The sequence below is a fragment of the Streptomyces sp. NP-1717 genome (assembly GCF_022695985.1).
In the GTDB taxonomy this organism is placed as follows: domain Bacteria; phylum Actinomycetota; class Actinomycetes; order Streptomycetales; family Streptomycetaceae; genus Streptomyces.
This window is the reverse complement of record NZ_JAAPBF010000018.1, coordinates 19,982-38,490: the sequence shown is the minus strand read 5'-3', so window position 1 is coordinate 38,490 and position 18,509 is coordinate 19,982. Positions and strand designations below refer to the sequence as shown.

Sequence of the window (18,509 nt, the reverse complement as noted above, 5' to 3'; positions counted from 1 at the left end):
GTACGCGGACCGGCAACGACCGGCAGAGCCGAAGCCAGGCCATGGCCATCGCCCTGACCTGCTCCAAGAAGCTCGCGGAACCTGCCACGTCAGACAACCTCTTAGTCTGCTGCTTCTCGTCGGCAGCCTCAACGGATTCGGGGAGTTGGGACTGGATGGCTGGATGGTAGGCAGTCACAACATCCTGCCTGCCTGAGTACGAACCCCAACCCGCAGCGGCCAGGTGACGGTTCAGACTCACCAGTCAGTCTTCCTCTGGCCGAAGACGTCGGCGAGCGGCCTCAAGCCGCTGGTCACAGTCAGGCGCGAACAGCCCGGCAAGCGACTTGTCCAGCGTCCCGGCGATGCGATGGATCGGCGCCCAGACCGCTGGATCGTCGACAACCCGGCTCAGCTCCGTCATCTGCAACTTCTCCAGCCGGTCGGACAACACCAGCGCCTCGTCACTCGTGAGCTTGATCGTGACCTGGCCATCACCCATGCACACCCCTCCGGCTCGGCCCCATCCTCGACCACGCCAACCTATTGGCCTTCGGCCTTGACCCAACACATAGGGATCCCCAAGTCGCGTACCCCTCTCCCGTGTCCGCGGACCGGGGCTTCTTCGGCTCGTGTCCCCTCAGCCGGGCCCACGGCCTCGGGGCGCGCACCGGCGGCGTCTGTCGGGGAGCAGTTCGGTGATGCCCTGGCCGTCGCACTGCTCCAGCAGGGGAACGGTGACCCGTCGGGTGGTGTCCAGGGCGCGGCTCGCCGCTCCCACGGTGAAGGGCTGGTCGAGTCCGCTCAGCCGGTCGGCCGCCAGCGCGGGGGCGTCCGGCAACAGCACCACGTGCTCGGCGAGTCGCAGCACCGCTCCGTGGCGGACAGCAGCGGCGAGCTCGCGGCGGCCGAAGCCGAGTTCCGCCAATCGCTGGGCCTGCGGTGCGGCGAAGGGCCGGCCGATGAGCTCCTTGGTGAGCCGGTGCACCGCGTCCGCCACGGCGACGGGCAGCGACGCGGGCCCGACGGTCACACGACCGCGGCTCAGCCGCAAGGGCGGCGTGACCAGTGCCTCCACCAGAGAGGCGGCCGGCAGCCCCAGACGGTGCCGAGCGGCCTCCAGCGGCATGCCCTCCTCTGTGGGCCGCCGGGAGATGTACCCGGTGACCAGTTCGGCCAGCCGGGCCCTCAGCGCGGTCCAATGGGCGGGGTCCGCAAGCCAGTCGCCGGCGACGGGAGTGGTACGGACGGTCACCCCCATCGCGGTCAGCTCCCCGCACCTGACCAGTAGCCGACGCCGTAGCTCGGCCGCCTCGTCCGGAGTACCACGAGCGTCGCCGAGCTCTGCCGCGCGCCGTGCCGCGGCGCCCCGGCGCCGCAGTTCCGGTGGCTGGGGGTCGAGCACCTCCAGGCCGGCCAGCACACGCCGCAGACCGGGATCCCGTAGCACCGCGCGGTCACCGATACGCAGCGGCAGTTCGGCCGGCAGGGTCAGTCGGACGACATCGGCGCCGAGCACCCGGACGCGTACGGGTACGGCCGCCGAGCCGATGTGGGCGACCGCGGTGCGGGGCAGCGCCGCGACCGGTGTTCCGCCGAGCAGACGCACGTCGCAGCGGAGGCTGGGGAGGAAGCTTTCAGGGGTGAGCAGGGCGTCGCCGCGGCCCGTCGACTCCTTGTCGAGGTCCCTGAGGTTGACGGCGACCCTGGCCGTGGCCCGGACCAGATCGGTCTCCTCGCCGAGGGCCTGCAGAGCCCTGACGCGCACAGATCGGCCTGTCCGGGCGGTCACCAGGACATCGCCCCGGCGGATCCGCCCCGCACCGAGTGTGCCGGTGACCACCAGCCCGCTGCCGCGCACGCTGAAGGCCCGGTCGATCCACAGCCGCACGGGGGAGTCGGCGTCCCCGTCCGGCAGCCGCGCGGCCAGCCGGCCGAGGGCGGCGCGCAGCTCGACAAGGCCCGTGCCGGTGCGGGCGCTGACGGCCACGGCCTCGACGTCGCCGAGGGTGCTGGCGCGGATCCGTTCCCGTGCCTGAGCCACGGCGGGGCCGGGGTCGGCCAGATCGCAGCGGGTGACGGCCAGCAGCCCATGCCGTACACCCAGGGCGTCCACGGCGGCGAGGTGCTCGGCGGACTGCGGCATCCAGCCTTCGTCGGCGGCGACGACGAACAGCACGGCGGGCACCGACCCCACGCCGGCCAGCATGGTGGGGACGAACCTCTCGTGTCCCGGTACGTCGATGAACGCGAGCCGTTCGCCCGACGGCAGATCCGTCGACGCGAAGCCCAGGTCGATGGTCAGACCACGGCGCCGCTCCTCCGCCAGCCGGTCGGGGTGGCTGCCGGTCACCGCCTCGATCAGGGTGCTCTTGCCGTGGTCGACATGCCCCGCCGTAGCGATGACCCGCATGCTCACAGCCCCGCCCTCGCGACGACCCGCATGCTCACAACCCCGCCCCCGCGACGACCCGCACGGTCACAGCCCCGCCGCGCGCAGCACCGCGGCAAGGATGTCGCCGTCGCACGCCTGCGGTACGCATCGCAGGTCCAGCAGCAGCCGCCCCCGCACCACCCGGCCGAGCACAGCCGGTTCACCGGTGCGCAGCGGCGTCGCCAGGTCGTCGGGGAGGCTGAGCGCACAGGACGGCAGGGCGGTCCCGGGGGCACCGCCGCCTCCCACCACCGCCTCGCAGGGCACGACATGCGCGTCCAGACCGTGGCGCGCCACGTCCTCGGCCAGGCGCAGCGTGCGGACGCGCAGCCGCTCCAACGGCATGTGCACGGCCTCGTGCACGGGTGGCTCGGGGCCACGCAGTGTCGCTTCGAGCGCGGCCAGGGTGAACTTGTCCACGCGCAGCGCGCGGGCCAGCGGATGGCGGCGCATCCGCTCCACGACGTCGGCCCTGCCGAGAACGAGCCCCGCCTGCGGACCGCCGAGCAGCTTGTCCCCGCTGGCGGTGACCAGCGTGGCCCCGGCGCTCAGGGCCGTGGCCGCGTCCGGCTCGTCCGGCAGCACAGGGTCGGGCGTGAGGAGACCGGAGCCGATGTCGACCACCACCGGCAGGCCCAGTGAGGCCAGTTCACCGGCGTCCACCCCCTGGGTGAAGCCGCTCACCGTGAAGTTCGACGGATGGACCTTGAGGATGAAGCCGGTGTCCGGGCCGACGGCGTCCGCGTAGTCGGAGAGACGGGTGCGGTTGGTGGTCCCGACCTCGTGTATCCGGGCACCGCAGGAGGCCAGCAGTTCGGGTATCCGGAAGCCGTCACCGATCTCCACGAACTCGCCCCGGCTGAGCAGGATGTCGCGCCCCGGGGCCAGCGTCACCGCCGCCAGGGCCAGGGCGGCGGCCCCGTTGTTGACCACATGGACATCCTCCGCGGCCGGCACCGCTTCCCGGAGGGCCGCCATGGCGCCGCGGCCGCGCGGCGCCCGTCTGCCGGTCCCGAGATCCAGCTCGACGTCGGTGTATCCGCCGGCCGCCGCCATCGCCTCCAGCGCGGCCCCCGACAGCGGGGCTCGTCCCAGATTGGTGTGCAGCACCACGCCGCTGGCGTTGTGCACGGGGCTCAGGCCGGACGCCCGTGCGGGAAGCGCGGCAAGAGCCGCACGGACCGCGTCACCCGGGCCGATCCGTCCCTCGCGTACGGCTTGCTGGGCACCGGCGACCGCGGCCTTGACGATGGGTCTGCCCAGTCGTGCGGAGGCCTCGCCCAGCCGGGGATCGCCGAGAAGCACCGTGGCGCTCGGCACCTGCCGCCGGGTGTCCGACGGCGGCCGCCGCGTCGTGTCCGCCACCGTGCACCCCGATCGAAGTCAGCGGAGGCGGACGGGAATCGAACCCGCCTGGCCCGGTTTCCGGACCACACCGATTTTGAAGATCGGGAGGGGCACCAGCCCGCCCAACGCCTCCGGGGCAAGATTCTGATCGCCGCACGCCGCTGGGGCAAGAGGTGAAATGATCGTCGTATGACGACTGTTGGCCCCGCCACCACGTCCGCCGCGCCCGTACGGCTGACCGCCTACGCGCGCGGCGGCGGCTGCGCCTGCAAGATCCCTCCGGGGGAACTGGAGGCGATGGTCGCGGGACTGCTGCCGCCCCCGAGCCCCGGACAGGCCCTGGGCGGCGACGAGGACCGGCTGTTGGTCGGCCTCGACGACGGCGACGACGCCGCCGTGGTGCGCACCGGTGACGGCACCGCCGTGGTGTCGACGGCCGACTTCTTCACGCCCGTGGTCGACGACGCCCGCGACTGGGGCCGGATCGCCGCGGCCAACGCCCTGTCCGACGTCTACGCGATGGGCGGTCGGCCGCTCGTCGGGCTCAACCTGCTGGGCTGGCCGCGTGACGTACTGCCCGCGGAGCTGGCCGGGGAGGTTCTCGCGGGAGCGCTCGACATCGCCCGTGCCGCCGGCTGCCTCGTCGGCGGCGGCCACAGCATCGACAGTCCGGAACCGCTCTACGGAATGGCCGTGACCGGCCTGGTGGATCCGGACCGGCTGCTGCGCAACGACGCGGGCAGGCCGGGTGTGCCGCTGACTCTCACCAAACCGCTGGGTACCGGGATTCTCAACAACCGCCACAAGCGGACGGGCGAGGTCTTCGCGCACGCCGTCGCCGTCATGGCGGCCCTCAACGACAAGGCCAGTGCCGCCGCCCTGGAGGCCGGCGCCGTGTGCGCCACCGATGTGACCGGATTCGGTCTGCTCGGCCATCTGCACAAACTGGCCCGGGCCAGCGGCGTCACGGCCGTGGTGGACGCCGCCGCCGTCCCCGTGCTCGACGGCGCCCGGGAGTCGCTGCGGGCCGGATACGTCAGCGGAGGCACCCGCCGCAATCTCGACTGGGTGCGTCCGCACCTCGACGAGGGACGGGCGGGCGAGGAGCAACTGCATCTGCTTGCAGACGCGCAGACCTCCGGCGGGCTGCTGGTCGCCGGGGAGATCCCCGGACATCCGGTCATCGGGGAACTGGTGCCCGCCGTGGCCGGCACCACGCTGGTGATCCGCTGAGCGCGGCGGAAGGCCGCGGGCCCGAGGGGGAAAAGCCCCCGGGCCCGCGGCCCGGCTCCTACTTGTAGCGGATGTGCAGGTGGTTGTCGTGGTTCGGGTAGCTCGTGGTCAGTCCTTCCGCGATCAGCGTCGGATCGTTGAAGAAGATCAGCTGGACATGGCCGGGCGCCTTGGCCCGGATCTCCTGCACGAGCCTGCGGGTGGCCGCGCGGTCGTAGGTGCTCGACTGCCAGGTGATACGCCCCGCGGTGCACTGCGCCGAGTCGGTGCGGATCGGCCACACGTCGATGTCCGTCCCGACCTGGTGGCTGGCGTGGCCGGGGATGGGACCGCCGTGCTCGAAGCCCGCGTCACCGACCGGCAGCTTGCCGTTGCCGGTGGTGGCGAACGTGGCGGCGGCGGCCTCCAGTTGACCGACGGCGCCGGCCGTCGCCCAGTGGGCGCCCGCGTTGCCGTCGGGGCTCTGCGCGCACATTGAGCCACCGCCGAAGTTGATGTTCTCGTAGTGCCACAGCAGGTTCTGCCAGGTCGTCGGCCCGACGACGCCGTCCGCGCCGATTCCGGCGTGGGACTGGAAGGTACGGACGGCCGAGTTGCTGGCGGGTCCGAAGGCGCCGTCGACCGTGAGGCCGGCGCCCCTCTTGGCGTTGAGCAGCGACTGGAGAGCCTTTACCGCCGGGCCGTTGTCGCCCTGTCGTACGGTGACGGCGAGCGCGCCCCAGGTGGCGGGCCCGACGATGCCGTCCGCGGCCAGTCCCTTGGACTGCTGGAAGCCCACCACGGCGCTCTGCGTGCCCGAGCTGAAGACGCCGTCCACCGTCACGGTGCGCCCGTGTGCCGCGAGCAGGTGCTGAAGCGCGACGACGTCGGAGCCCCGGCTGCCGCTGCTCGTCAGCGGGAACGCGGCCTGCGGGAAGGCGTGCGCGGGGACGCCGACTCCGAAGAGCAGGGCCGCCGTCGCGGTGAACAGCGTGATGATGCGCGCGAGTCGTCTCACGTTCTCCTGCCTCACTTTCCTGTTCGCTTCTCGGTTCACTTGCCCGCTCACTTCCCCGACTGAAGTGCGCTCCAGGTGGCCGGGCCGACGATGCCGTCGGCGCCGAGCCCGCGCGAGGACTGGTAGTCGCGAACGGCCTGGGCGGTGCCCGAGCCGAAGGCGCCGTCGATGCCCACGGTCCGCCCGAGCGCGGCGGTCAGTGCGCGCTGCAGCCGGGTGACGGCCTCGCCCGTCGAGCCGTTCTGAACGGTCGGGGTGGACCCGCGGGACAGCAGAGCCGTCCAGGTCTTCGCGCCGACCACACCGTCCGCCGCGAGCCCCTTGCTGGACTGGAAGTTCCGGGCGGCGGTGGCGGTGGCGGACCCGAAGATCCCGTCCGGGGCGCCCGGGTCGAAGCCGGCGGACGTGAGCAGGCACTGGGCCGCCTTGACCTGGTCTCCGGACGAGCCGCTCTGGACAGTGTTGTACCCGGTGAAGTTGTAGTTCGTCCCGGTGCAACTGGGCGGCGGCGGAGTGCCGTTGCCCACGTCCAGGTAGTCGCGGTCGATGTTGATCGAGTAGCCGCCGTAGGACTCCGTGACCTCACCCGCGTACTGGTGGATCCGCTGGTGGTTGGACCAGTAGTTGGACGGTACGTAGGAACCGGTGTTGGTGTCGGCCGCGCCGTTCCACCACGCGTAGAAGAGGTGGTCGACGCGCGTATACGCGCCGTTGTTGTACTCGCTGGCGGCGTCCTTGATGCCGGAGGCGGCGCTGGAGTAGAGGCCCGACAGGTAGCCGCTGGTGTGCAGCCGCTCGGTCCAGCCCGACAGGTACGACATCACCGACGCCTTGCAGGAGGCCGTGGAGGTGTACGCCTCGATGTCGCTGTATATGGCGCTGCCCGCGGGGATTCCGAGGTTCGACGCGGCGGTGATGGCGCCGGCGGCGGCGGTGACTCCCTGGGACTTGGCCGTGGCCGGATCGGTGGAGATCTTCAGCGAGTAGCTGGTGCACGGTGCCTGGCGGCCGACGTCGATGGGGAACAGACGCCAGCCGTTGTTGGTCTGGGCGGTCACCCAGCTCGCCGTCAGATTCGGCTGGGAGCAGGCCCGGAAGGAGCCACTGATGTAGACGCCGACCGCGCTGTACGGCGAACTCGTCTGCCAGGCGTTCATGGCGGCCTGCGAGGGCGCGGCACAGGCGTCGAAGCCCTTGCCCAGGTAGCTGCCCGGTTGCGGCCCCGCCGCGGCCAGGGGGGTGGCGTCGGACCGCTGGGCCGCGCGGGGCAGCGCGGTGCGCTCGGCGTCGCCGGTGAGGTCGGCCGAGGCGAGAACGTCGCGCACCAGGCTCTCGGTCCGCGGGGTGTGGGCGGCGGTCACGAGGACGCCGGCGTCCTCGACCGCGATCTGGATGGTGTCGTTGCTGGACGCGGCGGTCGGGGCGGTGGCCTTGCCGCGCTGGGTCCGCGCGGTCGCCGCCGTCGCCTGGCCCGCGGAGCGGGCGGTGATGGGCTCCACGACGATGCCCGCCGTACGGCCGACGACTCCGGAGGGGCAGTCGTTCTGGTCGGCGGGCTCGCCCAGGTAGACGGCGGGTCTGTCGAACCGGAGACAGGCGCGCGGGTTCTCGGCCAGATCGACCACCTGCCATTCGGCGGGCACCTCGATGCGGTAGCCGTGGTACGTGACGGTCTGCGGGCTCTCGGACGGGGCATCGGCCGCGGCGGAGCCGGGGACGGCGAACGCGCCGATACTGGCGAGCACCGCCAGAAGGGCCGTTCCGGCGCGGGCGCGCCAGGGGGTGCGGGACGACATCAGAGCACTCCTACTCGGAAAGTGGGGAAGAGAGCACGGGTGGAGCGGTGCGGGGGAGGTGCGCGTCGGATGGTGCCGTTCGGACACCGCGAGCGGTCGGCGCCGGCCAGGAGCGGCTGGTCCGCGTCGTCCATGGGGGGCGGCACACCACGAGAGGAGCGCCATGGTCATGACAAAAGCCATCAAGTCGGCTTGAACGCCTCGGCATCGCACCCCCGTGATGAGTCCTTCCCGCGTCCCCGCGTACGGGCCGAGGCGAGTTTGACGTCCATGACCGCCGCGTGTCCACATCGCCACCATCTGCCACAGGACCAGACCTCCGACACAACTGGCCCGCAGGCCACAGCCGTTGCGCCAAGTCACGGCATCGGACGATGGCGCCGGGCCGTGTCCGCCAAATCCCGTCTGGCTCCCGACGCCTGGCACGCGCCCCCGCCGCGTTGTCTTCAGTCGCTCAAGTACGTCCCGTACGAGAGCGATCCTCCGTGTTGCGATGCACCGCATCCGACGCCGCGCGCTGATCCACCGGGGATTACGGGACAGCCCTTAGGAGAAGAGCGCACAGGCGGCAGCGGCGATCAGCACGGAGCACAGAACGGTCATGCCGGTCAGCCGCCGCGCGAGCAGGCCGTCCCAGCGCCCCCCGTCGCCGGAGAGTCTGCGCAGAGCCGGGGTGAGCGCCCGGCCCGCTCCGAAGCCGAGCCCCGCCGCCAGCGCGGGCACCCACGAGCCGCCGGACAACAGCACCGCGACCGCCAGCGCGTACGGCGCACTCGCCGAGACATAGGTACGCACGCCCGTACCGAGCTCGAAGCCGAACTGCAGGGCGCCGCGCGCCAGATGACGGCGCAGTACGTCCTGCGGTATCTGCCGGGCGTTCTGCGGCAGCCGAAGCGACAGCTTGCCCGCGTCACGCAGCGCGGCGAGCAGCGCGACGGCCACGATCAGCCCTTGCCGCACTCCGGCAGGCAGCGGTGTGAAGAGACCGGACAGGAGCCACAGCACTCCGGCCGACAGCACCCCGCCGGCCAGCAGGCCCATGGTGAACACGCCGAGGACCAGCGTCTGTCTGTACGTTGCTCGCCAACCTGGCGAGGCCAGCGCGAACGCGCTGTTGCGCGTTCAAACGGAGCCGGAGAGCGAGTAGCCGGCCAGACCGCCGGTGATCGCCCAGGTCAGCATGGGGGAGTAGAGGGCGGCGGCGACCGCCGCGATGCCCAGGACCGCGAGCGGCAGGGCGGGATCGGTGAGCAGCGCCCGTACGGCACGGACGCCGCCCGGCCGGGCCGCGGGACGGCCGGACTCGCTCATCTACACCGTCCCGGTCAGCGTGAGCCAGGTCTTCTGACCGACCACACCGTCGGCGGTCAGGCCGTGCAGGGACTGGAACGAGACGACGGACTGCCGTGTGAGCGAACCGAAGTTGCCGTCGACCGTCAGTACGGAGCCGTGCTTGTTGAGCTGCCTCTGCGCGCCGCGTACGGCATCGTTCACGTCTCCTTGGCGCACGGTGACGACCAGGAGCGGCCAGGTGGCCGGGCTGACGGTGCCCGTGGGGCTGAGTCCGTTCGCCGCCTGGAACGCGTCGACCCCCGCCTCGGTGTCCGCCCCGAATATGCCGTCGGCGGTCGTCGGATGGCCGTGGTGGGTCAGCAGGTGCTGCACGGTGTGGACGTCGGGCCCGGTGGCGCCGCGGCCGAGGGTCGGCCAGCTGATGGATCCGGGGCAGTCGCAGTCGGTGGTCCAGCGGCAGATGGACTTCACCCAGCCCGAGCCGGTGTCGCGGTACCCGTCGTGGCAGCGCCGCTCGATACCGCAGCCGCAATTGCCGCAGGCCGCGCTGTAGCGCCACAGCCAGCCGTCGTAGGTTCCGGCGTAGCACTGGTTGGGCCGCAGTATCCAGGTGACACCGTCCGTCCGGTGGAAGCCGGTGTTCGCCCCCGATGTCACGCACGCGTCGGCGTAGATGGTGCTGGGCCCGCAGCCCGGGGAGCAGTTGTGGTCCGTGGCGTAACTCGGGCACGCACCCGTCCAGATGTCGTAGCCGTCGGCGTACGCCTGCCGGGCGGCGGTGAACACCCCGAGAACGGCGAAGCCCGCGGCGGTCGCCGCCTGCAGCACGGTGCGCCTGGACGGCGCGAAGGACGGCAGAGCCCCGCGCCTGGTCCGGGGTCCGCGGCCACCGCTCCCGGAGTGGCGCAGCGTGGGCACATCGTCCAGTGAAGTCACGGCAGGCTCCTCGGCGTTGCGGGGTGGATGTCGTCGAGCAACCGCAACAGCGCGGTGGGTGAACCGAGCGGCTCCGAACGGGCGATCCGGCCTTCCGGATCGATGGCCACCGCGTAGGGGGTGGCGGGGATGTCGTAGGCGGTGAACAGCTCCGGACGGTGATCTCTCACCGGGAAGGCGCCTTCCTCGGCCTGTGGTCCGGCGCCCGCGTAGAACCCGAGCACCTGCGGGGCACCGGTGTCCTGGCGGACCGTCCAGGCCCGGGCCTCCGTCAGCACCTGTCCGCAGGTGCGGCAGTCGGCGTCGAGGAAGAGCAGCAGCGCGGCGCGTCCCGGTGTCAGGAGGCCGTCGAGCGCGGCCGGATCGAGCCCGGGCGCCGACGCGCCTGGTGCGATGCCGACCCGCCCGGGGTGGTGCTGCTGCGTTCGTGACAGCTGGTGCACCTGCCTGATCAACCCCGAGACGACCAGCGCGAGCAGCGCGATCGCCGCCCACGAGGCGATCAGAGCGCTGGTGGTGAAGTCCATCGCGTCGACACTCCTTCGGCACTCCGGTGCGCGGTTGTCTCGGTCGGCTGGTGAACGGCGGCCCTGGCCGGCCGGGGAACGGATGCCGGGGCTGGCTCATGCATGGCGGCGGGCAGGGACCACAGCAGCACGGTGCAGGCAGGAGCCGCGAGCAGCAGGGTGACGAGCTCCGCCGTGGAGAGCTGTACGGGCCCGGCCTTCGCCAGGGCCGCGCCGGCCAGTGCGAGCCCCGCGAGGGCCACGGCCCGCCGGGTCACCCAGCGGCTCAGGGGCACATCCTGGTGTGAACACCCGCACGGCCCGCCGCGGCCCAGGGCGAGAACGTGCCGCGTGTAGCCGGCGTACAGCCCGAACAGGGCGATCCCCAGGGCGAGTACGGCCTGCAGCCCCCGCTGGTGACCCGTCAGCAGCGCGGCCGCGCCGCCCACTCCCAAGGCGCCCTCCGCGAAGGGCACGACGGCGGCGGCGAACCGGCGCAGCCGCGGGCCCAGGACACCGTGCGCCCGCAGCGCCTCGTCCAGGGCAGCCGGACGGGCGGCGTGCGAAACCACACCGATGAACAGGCTCAGCACGACGATCGAGGCGGTCAGCCCGCCGTAGAAGCTGGTCACCGCCGGCTCACCCGGTGTGCCGCAGCGTGAGCCGCCCGACGAGCTCGGGCACCCGCTCGACGTGAGTCGACGTCAGCGGTACGAGCGTGGCCCAGATCTCGGTGGAGGAGAGCACGAAGAACGGACTGCCGTTGGAGAGCGTGTCGCGGAACAGCTCACCCGACGCGACCCTCACCCCCTTCCAGGGAGGAAGCTGGGCGGTGTGCTCCTTCGTCCGCCGGGACAGCTCCAGCAGCCCGAGCCCCGACACCTCCTTGATCACCGTCGCGGGCCGCGCGAAGGCGCTTTTGGCCGACCGGTCCGGCTGGAGGGTGAGCCCGTGCTCCGTCTCCGCGATACGCACCGACCGGAGCAGCCCGAGCACCTCGGCCACGCCCAGGCCGTAGAGCCGGGTCACGAGCGCGTGGTGCCGACCGCGCCACACGACGAGCGACGGCCGCTCCACGATCCCGGAACGCGGCTCGCGCTCGACCGACTGGAAGACGCGCAGCGTGCCCTTCTGGAAGGTGAGCTCGGACTCGGGTGAGGCGAGGCCCAGGGAAGCGGCTACGTCGTCCCCCAAAGAGGCCGGCCCTGCGGTGAACTCCACCAGCCGGCCACCGACCACCACCTCGACGGCCGAGGTACAGGGCAGCCCGAGGTCGAGGTCGCCTTCCAGGTGGTACGTCCCGCCGTCGAGGGCGCGATGAGCGACGAACGATGTGACCATGTGCATCCTCCCGGGGAGGGCGGGGGTCCGTGCGACACCGCGGCCGCAGGGCAACCTAGACAATAGTCATGCCCCTGTCAATCACTCCCGGTCCGACCAGGGCGCCCTCACCCGGCGGGATGAAAGCGTCGGCGCTGGTCCCGTGCCTCCACCCGCACCATGCGGCCGGAGTACGCGGCCGTACACGGCCAGAAGGTCCCGCCTGCCAGATGCTCGTCGACAAAGGCGAGTCGGGGCAGCAGGATTCGAAGATGACGAACCTGATCGACATGAGCGAGCGCGAGTACTTCGCCCAATTCGCGAAGCGGACCGGTATGTTCATCGGCCGCACGTCCCTCACCGGTGTGACGGCGTTCATGGTGGGCTACGACCAGGCGGCCCAACGGCACGGCGGGCCGGGCCTGGACGGCTGGCGCGAATGGCTGATGGAGAACTTCCAGGTCAGCGGCAACCTCGTCTGGGAAGCCCAGATCCGCCAGGTCGCCCTGCCGGGCCGGGAGGGCAGCTGGGAGCTCACGCCGGAGGAGGAAGCGCAGGTCCTCACGGTGCTCTTCGAGCAGTTCGACAAGTTCCTGGCCGAACGGGATGCCTCTTCGGGGTCGTAGGGCACCTTCCACTAACGAGGGACACTTGTGTACTTCACCCACGAGCAGCTCGAATGCTGTTCCCATGCCGCGAGTTGCTGGGCGAGTTGACGTACGCGCGGTTCGCCGGTGCGGCTCGCCGAGCCGAGCAGACCTTCGCCTCGCTCCACCAGTTCAAACGCCTTGCCACCCGATGGGACCGACGTCTCGAACTTCCCGATGCCTTCGTCTTGTTGGGCTGTGGCCTCATCTGCTGGAGGCGACTCGAGAAGGCCAGATTCCGTCCGCGTCAACAGCTCACGGAGTCACCGTGCCCCCTCATGAAGCGTCCGCCGCGCGACACCGTTGGATCAGGTCGGTCGTGGAGACGCCGGCCGTGTACCGCACAAGCCGCAGCTTCCCCGCATCGGCCACCGGACCGAATACTTCCTCGACCGCGTCCGCCGTGAGGTCGTCACCGTGCACAACCACGTCGATGCCGTGCCGGTCCAGGAACTCGTTCGTGACACGGTAGGGCGCGTCCGCAAGCACCACATCGACGTATCGACACGCCTCGATCACCGCAACCCGCTCCGCCAGGGTCATGATTGGCCTGCGCTTGTACCTGGCCACGACCTCGTCCGAGAGCACCCCGACGATCAGCCGTTCCCCGAAGTCCCGCGCGGCCCTGAGCAGTGCGACGTGTCCCGGGTGGAACAGGTCCCCGACCATGTCGACGTAGACGGTCCCGCGCTCAGCCATGCCTGTTGCCCTCTCGACGGTCTCAAGCCGACCAAGACTGGGCGAACCGCCCCGAGCCGTCAACCATCATCCGCAGGCTGTCTCCGGACCAGGCCGCACGTCACGACTCTCATCCGATGACGGCATGCTCGCGGTCGCGAGCGACCAAGGCGCCCTTCAGGTCTGGGACACCTCCACCAACCAACCCGTCGGAACCCGCCTCCCCCCCACCGGGAGACTCCATCCGGTCGCTCGCATTCAGCCGGGACGGGGGAACGCTCTACGCCTCCGGGGCCCATGTGGCCTTTCAGTCGTATGACATCAGCGTCGCCGGAGCTGCTGGGGCAGTATGCCGACGTGCCGGTGGAGGGTTGTCGGCGACGGAACGGCAGAACCACGTACGCGGTGTCCCCTGTCGAGAGACCTGTTCCCCGCAATCAGACTGACCCGTACCGCGCGGCCGGGCAGGAGTCGAGACGACCGCCCGCGACCGCGCTCGGGACGTCATCTCTCTGCCGGTCCCGGATGGGTGCGGTTGACGTCGGCATGTGCCGCAGACGCGGCGGCGGAATGCCCGATCTGGTGACGAGGTGTTTGGCCCTGTGCGGGGGGCCTTTGTCCACCCGGACGGAGACTTTCGGTGTCGGTACCGACACCAGCAACGCGACCGGCGCCGCATCTGTGGGCAGGCAGGGGGCCGTGCGCGGGTGCGGGCCGGATTCAGCCGACGGCTTGCAACGAGCCGCACCTCTTGGCGGCCGCGGCCTTCTTCGCAGCGGCGGCGGCCGGGCGCTCCTTGCGCTGCTCGGCGAGCTGGTCCTGAGAGGCGGCGACGGCCCGGTGGTGGTCCGCCACGTAGGTCTTGCTGTCCAGCCGGTCCGCCTTCGGCATCGCCTTGACGGCATCCAGGGCGTGTTCTGGTAGTGCTGGTCACAAGCGGCCCGGCGTACGTGGGCGTCGTTGTCAGTGGTGTCGTACATGATCGGCGCGTCAGTACTTCCAGGGATGGGGAAGCGCCGTGTCGATCACGAACCAGCAGGTAGCAGGGCACGCGTTTCTGCGGCAGATGTATGCGGACTCGTACTTCCCCGATCACGTCGTAGACCGGGGCAGGGCGATCCTGTTGCGGCTGTGCGAGCGGATAGAGGCCGAGCATCCGTCGGATCTGGAGACCATGTACGCGCTGGCCCAGGCCGCGACGGAGGAGTTCAACCGCCTGGAGGCGGAGTTCGAGGCAGCCGGGAGTGAGATCGAGACGGTTGCTCGCGAGGTGATCGCTGAGGATTTCTGGTTTGTCGCGTCGGCATACGGGTTCACGGACGCGGATGTGGAGGAACTGATCGCCACACGGGACTGGTGAGCGACGACCGGACCGCACCCGGTCCGCGTCTGCCACCGTATGCCGCCAGCAACGGCTCAAGCCGCGCCCACCGGTCGTTCGTCAGATCACCACGGCCCGGGGAAGTCGGTCATTCACGTGCGGCAACGAACCCGGCGTGGGCGCCGGACCCGGACCGGAGGCGGCACGCGTACCAGGGGCGCTGGCACCGGCGTCGATCAAATCATTAATTAGCAATTAATCTTGACCTTACTCGGGTGAGCCTCCCATACTCGGAGCACGCAGCCGCGGCGATCCGCACCGATTGCGGTCGTACGCAGCTTTTGTATGTGATTCGGAGTGGTGTCATGAGGGACGGCAGGAAGCGGCATCGCACCGCGTTCGCCCTATGCCTCGGCCTTGCGCTGACGATGGTCGCGCTGGCCGGGTGCGTGCCGCGGGCCGGGGACGGCGGCCGGGTCGGGCTGGTCTACATGGACGCCCAGGGCTACTACGCCGGCGTCCGCAAGGGCATGCAGGATTCGGCCGGCCGCCTCGGCGACGGGGTCCAGCTGCTGGAGCTCAACGCCCAGGGCGACGCCTCCAAGGAGAGCACCTTCGTGGACGCCGTGAGCGCCGCCGGGGTGGAGGCCCTGGTGCTGTCGCCGGTCTCCACCACCGCGTCGATCCCGGCCGTGCGCCTGGCCCACGAGAGCGGTGTCAAGGTTGTCTGCTACAACACCTGCCTGACCGACGAGGCGACGAAGAAGTACGTCAGCGCGTGGGTCCTGGGCGACCCGGTCAAGTTCGGTGAGCTGGCCGGCGCGGAAGCGGCGAAGTACTTCCGGGCAGAGGGTATCGACGATCCCCGGATCGCCGTGCTCAACTGCGAGACGGTCGAGGTGTGCATCCAGCGCCGGGTCGGCTTCGAGAAGGCGCTGTTCGCGGAACTGCCCAAGGCGAAGATCGTCACCAATCAGCAGGGCACCACGATCGACCAGGCCGTCGAGGTCGCGGACCGTATCCTGAGCGCCCAGCCCCGGGTCGACGCCTTCTACGGCGAGTCCGGCGGCGCCACGATGGGCGCGGTGCGCGCCGTCCGCCAGCGCGGCTTCGCCGGCCGGACGGTGGTCTTCGGCAGCGACATGACCACCGACCTGGCCCGGGAGCTGGCCAATCACGAGGTGCTGAAGGCCGACGTGGACATCTCCGGTGTCGAGGTCGGCGAGTTGGCGGCGCGCACCACCGCCAGGGTCATCGGCGGCGAGAAGCTCGACGACCCCGTCGTCCCCGCCCCGGTGAAGCTCTATTCCACCCCCGAGCAGGCCCGCGAATGGCTGCGCGCCCACCCGGACGGCCTGCCGTGACGGATGTCGCGGCACCGGCCGCCGCCGGCACCGCACCTTCCGTCCCCCTTCCCGTCCCTCCGGTTCCCGTGGAGCGAGCATGACGACCTCCCCACCGCAGCCCGGTGAGACCGGCCTCGTGCCGGCCGCCGAGGCGAGCGGCCTGAACAAGCAGTACCCGGGCGTCCGCGCCCTGGTGGACGTAGATTTCCGGATCGAACAGGGCGAGGTCCGCGCCCTCCTCGGACGCAACGGAGCGGGCAAGTCCACGCTCATCCGGATGCTCTCCGGCGTCGAGGTCCCCGACAGCGGCGAGGTCCGCATCGGCGGGGAGGTCCTCGGCGAGGGCGGGGTGCGCCGGGCGGCCGAACTGGGCGCGGCCACGGTGCACCAGGAGCTGAGCCTGGTCCCCGAGATGACGGTCGCCGAGAACCTGTTCCTCGGGCAGTGGCCCCGCCGCGGCGCGTCCGGGGTGGACTTCCCCCGGATGCGCCGCGAGGCCGCCGAGGTGCTGGCCGAACTGGACGTGCGCGTCACCCCGGAGGCCACGGTCGGCTCCCTTTCGCTGGCCGAGCAGCAGCTCGTCGAGATCGCCCGGGCCGTACGCCGCCGGCCGCGGCTGCTGATCCTGGACGAGCCGACCAGTGCGCTGGCCGCGGGCGAGGTGCGCACCGTCCTGGACGCGGTCGGCCGGATCTCCGCGTCCGGCGTCGCGGTGATCTACGTGAGCCACCGGCTGGACGAGATCCGGCAGGTGGCGCGCAGCGTCACCGTCGTCCGGGACGGCAGCGTGGTGGACACCGTGGACGTACGGGAGGCGACGACCGCGCAGATCGTCGCACTCATGCTCGGCCCGGCCGCGCGTGAGCGGGAACCGTTCGCGCCGCGCGCGGTGGACCGCACCGGCACCCCGCTGCTGTCCGTCCGGGGGCTGACGCTGCCGCCGAAGCTGGAGGACGTCACGTTCGACCTGTACGCCGGGGAAGTGCTGGGCATCGGCGGGCTCCTGGGGGCGGGACGCAGTGAACTGCTGCGCTCCGTCGCCGGCTTCGAGACCGCGGCCGAGCGCACGATCACCTTCGAGGGCCGGCCGGTCGCCCGCCCCACGGCGGCGGCGATGAAGCGACTCGGCGTCGGCATGACGCCCGAGGACCGCAAGGGCGAGGGCATCGTCCCGCTGCTGGGCGTCGGCGAGAACATGACGATGTCCTGGTTCGCCGGGATCAGCGGCCGGACCGGCCTCTCGCCCCGCCGGGCCGGTGAGGCCGGCGAGGACCTGGTGCGGCGGCTCGCGGTGAAGACCCCGGGCCTGGACACCCCCATCGTCAACCTCAGCGGCGGCAACCAGCAGAAGGCCGTCATCGGCCGCTGGCTGCACGCCCGCAGCCGGGTGCTGCTCCTGGACGAACCCACCCGCGGTGTGGACGTCGAGGCCAAGCAGCAGATCTACGGCCTGATCCGGGCCCTGGCCGACGAGGGCGCCGCCGTCGTCTTCGTCTCCGGCGAACTGGAGGAGCTGCCGCTCGTCTGCGACCGGGTCCTGACCCTGCAGAACGGCCGTTTCACCCGCGAGTTCCTCGCACCCGACATCACTCTCGACGACATCATGGCCGCCACCATGGCGGTGGAAGTGTGAGGCAGACAACCATGTCCTCGACCCTCGTGGCCGGCAAGCCGTCCGGCCCCCCGTCACCGACCGCCGGCGCCGCCCGCGTCCGCCGGACCCGCCACCTCAACGAACTCGGGCTGCTGGCCGCGGTCGTGGTGCTGTACATCGCGCTCGGCGTCACCGCGGGCGGGTTCCTCAGCTCCGACAACCAGCTCGGCATCCTGCGGGACGCCGCCATGGTCGGCATCCCCGCGCTCGGTGTCACGCTGGTGATCATCGCCGGGGAGATCGACATCAGCATCGGTCCAGCGGTGGCCTTCGCCTCGGTGCTGTTCGCCAAGGGCGCCACCGAATGGGGCCTGGGACTGCCCGTCGCGCTGCTGCTCACCCTGGTGGCCGGGGCGCTGTGGGGATCGGCGGCAGGCTGGCTGCGTGCCCGCTTCGGGGTGCCGTCCTTCATCGCGACGCTCGGCCTGTGGAGCGCGCTGGGCGGTCTCGCGCTGTACACCACGAACGCGCTCCCGGTCGCCACCCCGGGCGGCGGATTCATGGACGCGCTGGGCGGCAAGATCATCGGCATCCCGACCCCGGCGGTCGTGCTGGTGCTGCTGTTCCTGGCGTTCTGGTACATCGCCCGGCGGACCGCCTACGGGCGCTCCGTCTACGCCGTGGGCGGCAACGCGCCGGCCGCGCGACTGGCCGGTATCCCGATCAGCCGGGTGCGCGTCATCCTGTTCGCCACCACGGGGCTCCTCGCCGCGCTCACGGGCATCCTGATGGCGGCCCGCCTGGGCTCGGGCAACGGCGGCGCGGCCGCCGGCCTGGAGTTCGACGTCATCGCCGCCGTCGTCATCGGCGGCACCGCGCTGGCCGGCGGCCGGGGCAGCCTGGTGGGGACGATGCTGGGCGTCGTCTTCATCTCCGTCATCGCCAACGGTCTGGTCCTGCTGGGGGTCAACTCCTTCCTCCAGGACGTCGTACGCGGCGTGATCATCGTCGGGGCCGTGCTCATCAACGTCGTCATCTCCCGCAAGGGCCTGGCGACGCGGGCGACCTGACTGCCCGCCACG

General features: G+C 71.4%; 19 protein-coding genes, 1 tRNA gene and 1 pseudogene. 7 read left to right on the top strand and 14 right to left on the bottom strand.

The features are described from left to right. Positions 1-244: 244 nt before the first annotated feature. Positions 245-481 (bottom strand): hypothetical protein, encoded by a 237-nt coding sequence (locus GXP76_RS06330; RefSeq protein ID WP_242570425.1) that lies wholly within the window; start codon positions 479-481, stop codon positions 245-247. Positions 482-567: 86 nt separating this feature from the next. Between GXP76_RS06330 and GXP76_RS35815 the strand changes: the two are divergent. Further along, a pseudogene (locus tag GXP76_RS35815) lies at positions 568-657 on the top strand (uracil-DNA glycosylase); the annotation flags it as partial. Here GXP76_RS35815 and selB read toward each other — a convergent pair. The 3 genes from selB to GXP76_RS06315 form a co-directional block, all read right to left on the bottom strand. Continuing rightward, the gene (gene selB, locus GXP76_RS06325; protein WP_242570424.1) at positions 620-2,392 is read right to left on the bottom strand and encodes a selenocysteine-specific translation elongation factor; all 1,773 of its coding nucleotides are present in this window, start codon (positions 2,390-2,392) and stop codon (positions 620-622) included. The pseudogene GXP76_RS35815 and the gene selB overlap by 38 nt on opposite strands. 66 nt (positions 2,393-2,458) lie before the next feature. Continuing rightward, the gene (gene selA, locus GXP76_RS06320; protein ID WP_242570423.1) at positions 2,459-3,778 is read right to left on the bottom strand and encodes an L-seryl-tRNA(Sec) selenium transferase; all 1,320 of its coding nucleotides are present in this window, start codon (positions 3,776-3,778) and stop codon (positions 2,459-2,461) included. Between the two features lie 21 nt (positions 3,779-3,799). After that, positions 3,800-3,893: transfer RNA gene (locus GXP76_RS06315), tRNA-Sec, on the bottom strand. A 56-nt stretch (positions 3,894-3,949) separates the two neighbouring features. Between GXP76_RS06315 and selD the strand changes: the two genes are divergently transcribed. Beyond that, a complete protein-coding gene (gene selD, locus GXP76_RS06310) occupies positions 3,950-4,993 on the top strand; it encodes a selenide, water dikinase SelD (RefSeq protein WP_242570422.1) in 1,044 nt (347 codons plus the stop codon). Between the two features lie 58 nt (positions 4,994-5,051). On the opposite strand, the gene GXP76_RS06305 is transcribed toward selD, so the two are convergent. From GXP76_RS06305 to GXP76_RS06270, 8 genes are all read right to left on the bottom strand, one after another. Further along, complete coding sequence (locus tag GXP76_RS06305; RefSeq protein ID WP_242570421.1) at positions 5,052-5,990, bottom strand: penicillin-insensitive murein endopeptidase; 939 nt, start codon at positions 5,988-5,990, stop codon at positions 5,052-5,054. Positions 5,991-6,037: 47 nt separating this feature from the next. Beyond that, entirely contained in the window at positions 6,038-7,786 is a 1,749-nt protein-coding gene (locus GXP76_RS06300; RefSeq protein WP_242570420.1) for a glycoside hydrolase domain-containing protein, read from the bottom strand. A 546-nt stretch (positions 7,787-8,332) separates the two neighbouring features. Continuing rightward, complete coding sequence (locus GXP76_RS06295) at positions 8,333-8,827, bottom strand: hypothetical protein (protein WP_242570446.1); 495 nt, start codon at positions 8,825-8,827, stop codon at positions 8,333-8,335. Between the two features lie 81 nt (positions 8,828-8,908). Continuing rightward, a complete protein-coding gene (locus GXP76_RS06290; protein ID WP_242570419.1) occupies positions 8,909-9,097 on the bottom strand; it encodes a hypothetical protein in 189 nt (62 codons plus the stop codon). After that, positions 9,098-10,015 (bottom strand): peptidoglycan-binding protein, encoded by a 918-nt coding sequence (locus GXP76_RS06285; protein WP_242570418.1) that lies wholly within the window; start codon positions 10,013-10,015, stop codon positions 9,098-9,100. Beyond that, entirely contained in the window at positions 10,012-10,542 is a 531-nt protein-coding gene (locus tag GXP76_RS06280; protein ID WP_242570417.1) for a hypothetical protein, read from the bottom strand. Before GXP76_RS06280 ends, GXP76_RS06285 begins: the two co-directional genes overlap by 4 nt. After that, positions 10,518-11,153, bottom strand: a complete 636-nt coding sequence (locus GXP76_RS06275; protein WP_242570416.1) for a MauE/DoxX family redox-associated membrane protein — start codon at positions 11,151-11,153, stop codon at positions 10,518-10,520. Before GXP76_RS06275 ends, GXP76_RS06280 begins: the two co-directional genes overlap by 25 nt. A 7-nt stretch (positions 11,154-11,160) precedes the next feature. Further along, complete coding sequence (locus tag GXP76_RS06270) at positions 11,161-11,862, bottom strand: hypothetical protein (protein WP_242570415.1); 702 nt, start codon at positions 11,860-11,862, stop codon at positions 11,161-11,163. Between the two features lie 209 nt (positions 11,863-12,071). Here GXP76_RS06270 and GXP76_RS06265 point away from each other — a divergent pair, with 209 nt between their 5' ends. Continuing rightward, the gene (locus GXP76_RS06265; protein ID WP_242570414.1) at positions 12,072-12,467 is read left to right on the top strand and encodes a hypothetical protein; all 396 of its coding nucleotides are present in this window, start codon (positions 12,072-12,074) and stop codon (positions 12,465-12,467) included. A 297-nt stretch (positions 12,468-12,764) separates the two neighbouring features. Here the strand turns inward: GXP76_RS06265 and GXP76_RS06260 are convergent, their stop codons facing one another. Both GXP76_RS06260 and GXP76_RS06255 read right to left on the bottom strand, forming a co-directional pair. Then, the gene (locus tag GXP76_RS06260; protein WP_242570413.1) at positions 12,765-13,187 is read right to left on the bottom strand and encodes an adenylyltransferase/cytidyltransferase family protein; all 423 of its coding nucleotides are present in this window, start codon (positions 13,185-13,187) and stop codon (positions 12,765-12,767) included. A 699-nt stretch (positions 13,188-13,886) separates the two neighbouring features. Next, positions 13,887-14,057 carry a hypothetical protein gene (locus tag GXP76_RS06255; RefSeq protein ID WP_242570412.1) on the bottom strand — a complete coding sequence of 57 codons (171 nt, stop codon included), beginning with the start codon at positions 14,055-14,057 and terminating at the stop codon, positions 13,887-13,889. 127 nt (positions 14,058-14,184) lie between these two features. Between GXP76_RS06255 and GXP76_RS06250 the strand changes: the two genes are divergently transcribed. The 4 genes from GXP76_RS06250 to GXP76_RS06235 all read left to right on the top strand — a co-directional run bounded on the left by GXP76_RS06250 (position 14,185) and on the right by GXP76_RS06235 (position 18,497). Continuing rightward, on the top strand, positions 14,185-14,526 hold the full coding sequence (locus tag GXP76_RS06250; RefSeq protein ID WP_242570411.1) for a DUF5713 family protein: 342 nt from the start codon (positions 14,185-14,187) through the stop codon (positions 14,524-14,526). Between the two features lie 326 nt (positions 14,527-14,852). Further along, positions 14,853-15,851: a substrate-binding domain-containing protein gene (locus GXP76_RS06245; protein WP_242570410.1), complete on the top strand. Its 999-nt coding sequence runs from the start codon at positions 14,853-14,855 to the stop codon at positions 15,849-15,851. A gap of 79 nt (positions 15,852-15,930) precedes the next feature. After that, positions 15,931-17,466 carry a sugar ABC transporter ATP-binding protein gene (locus GXP76_RS06240; RefSeq protein ID WP_242570409.1) on the top strand — a complete coding sequence of 512 codons (1,536 nt, stop codon included), beginning with the start codon at positions 15,931-15,933 and terminating at the stop codon, positions 17,464-17,466. An 11-nt stretch (positions 17,467-17,477) separates the two neighbouring features. After that, complete coding sequence (locus tag GXP76_RS06235) at positions 17,478-18,497, top strand: ABC transporter permease (protein ID WP_242570408.1); 1,020 nt, start codon at positions 17,478-17,480, stop codon at positions 18,495-18,497. Positions 18,498-18,509 lie beyond the last annotated feature (12 nt).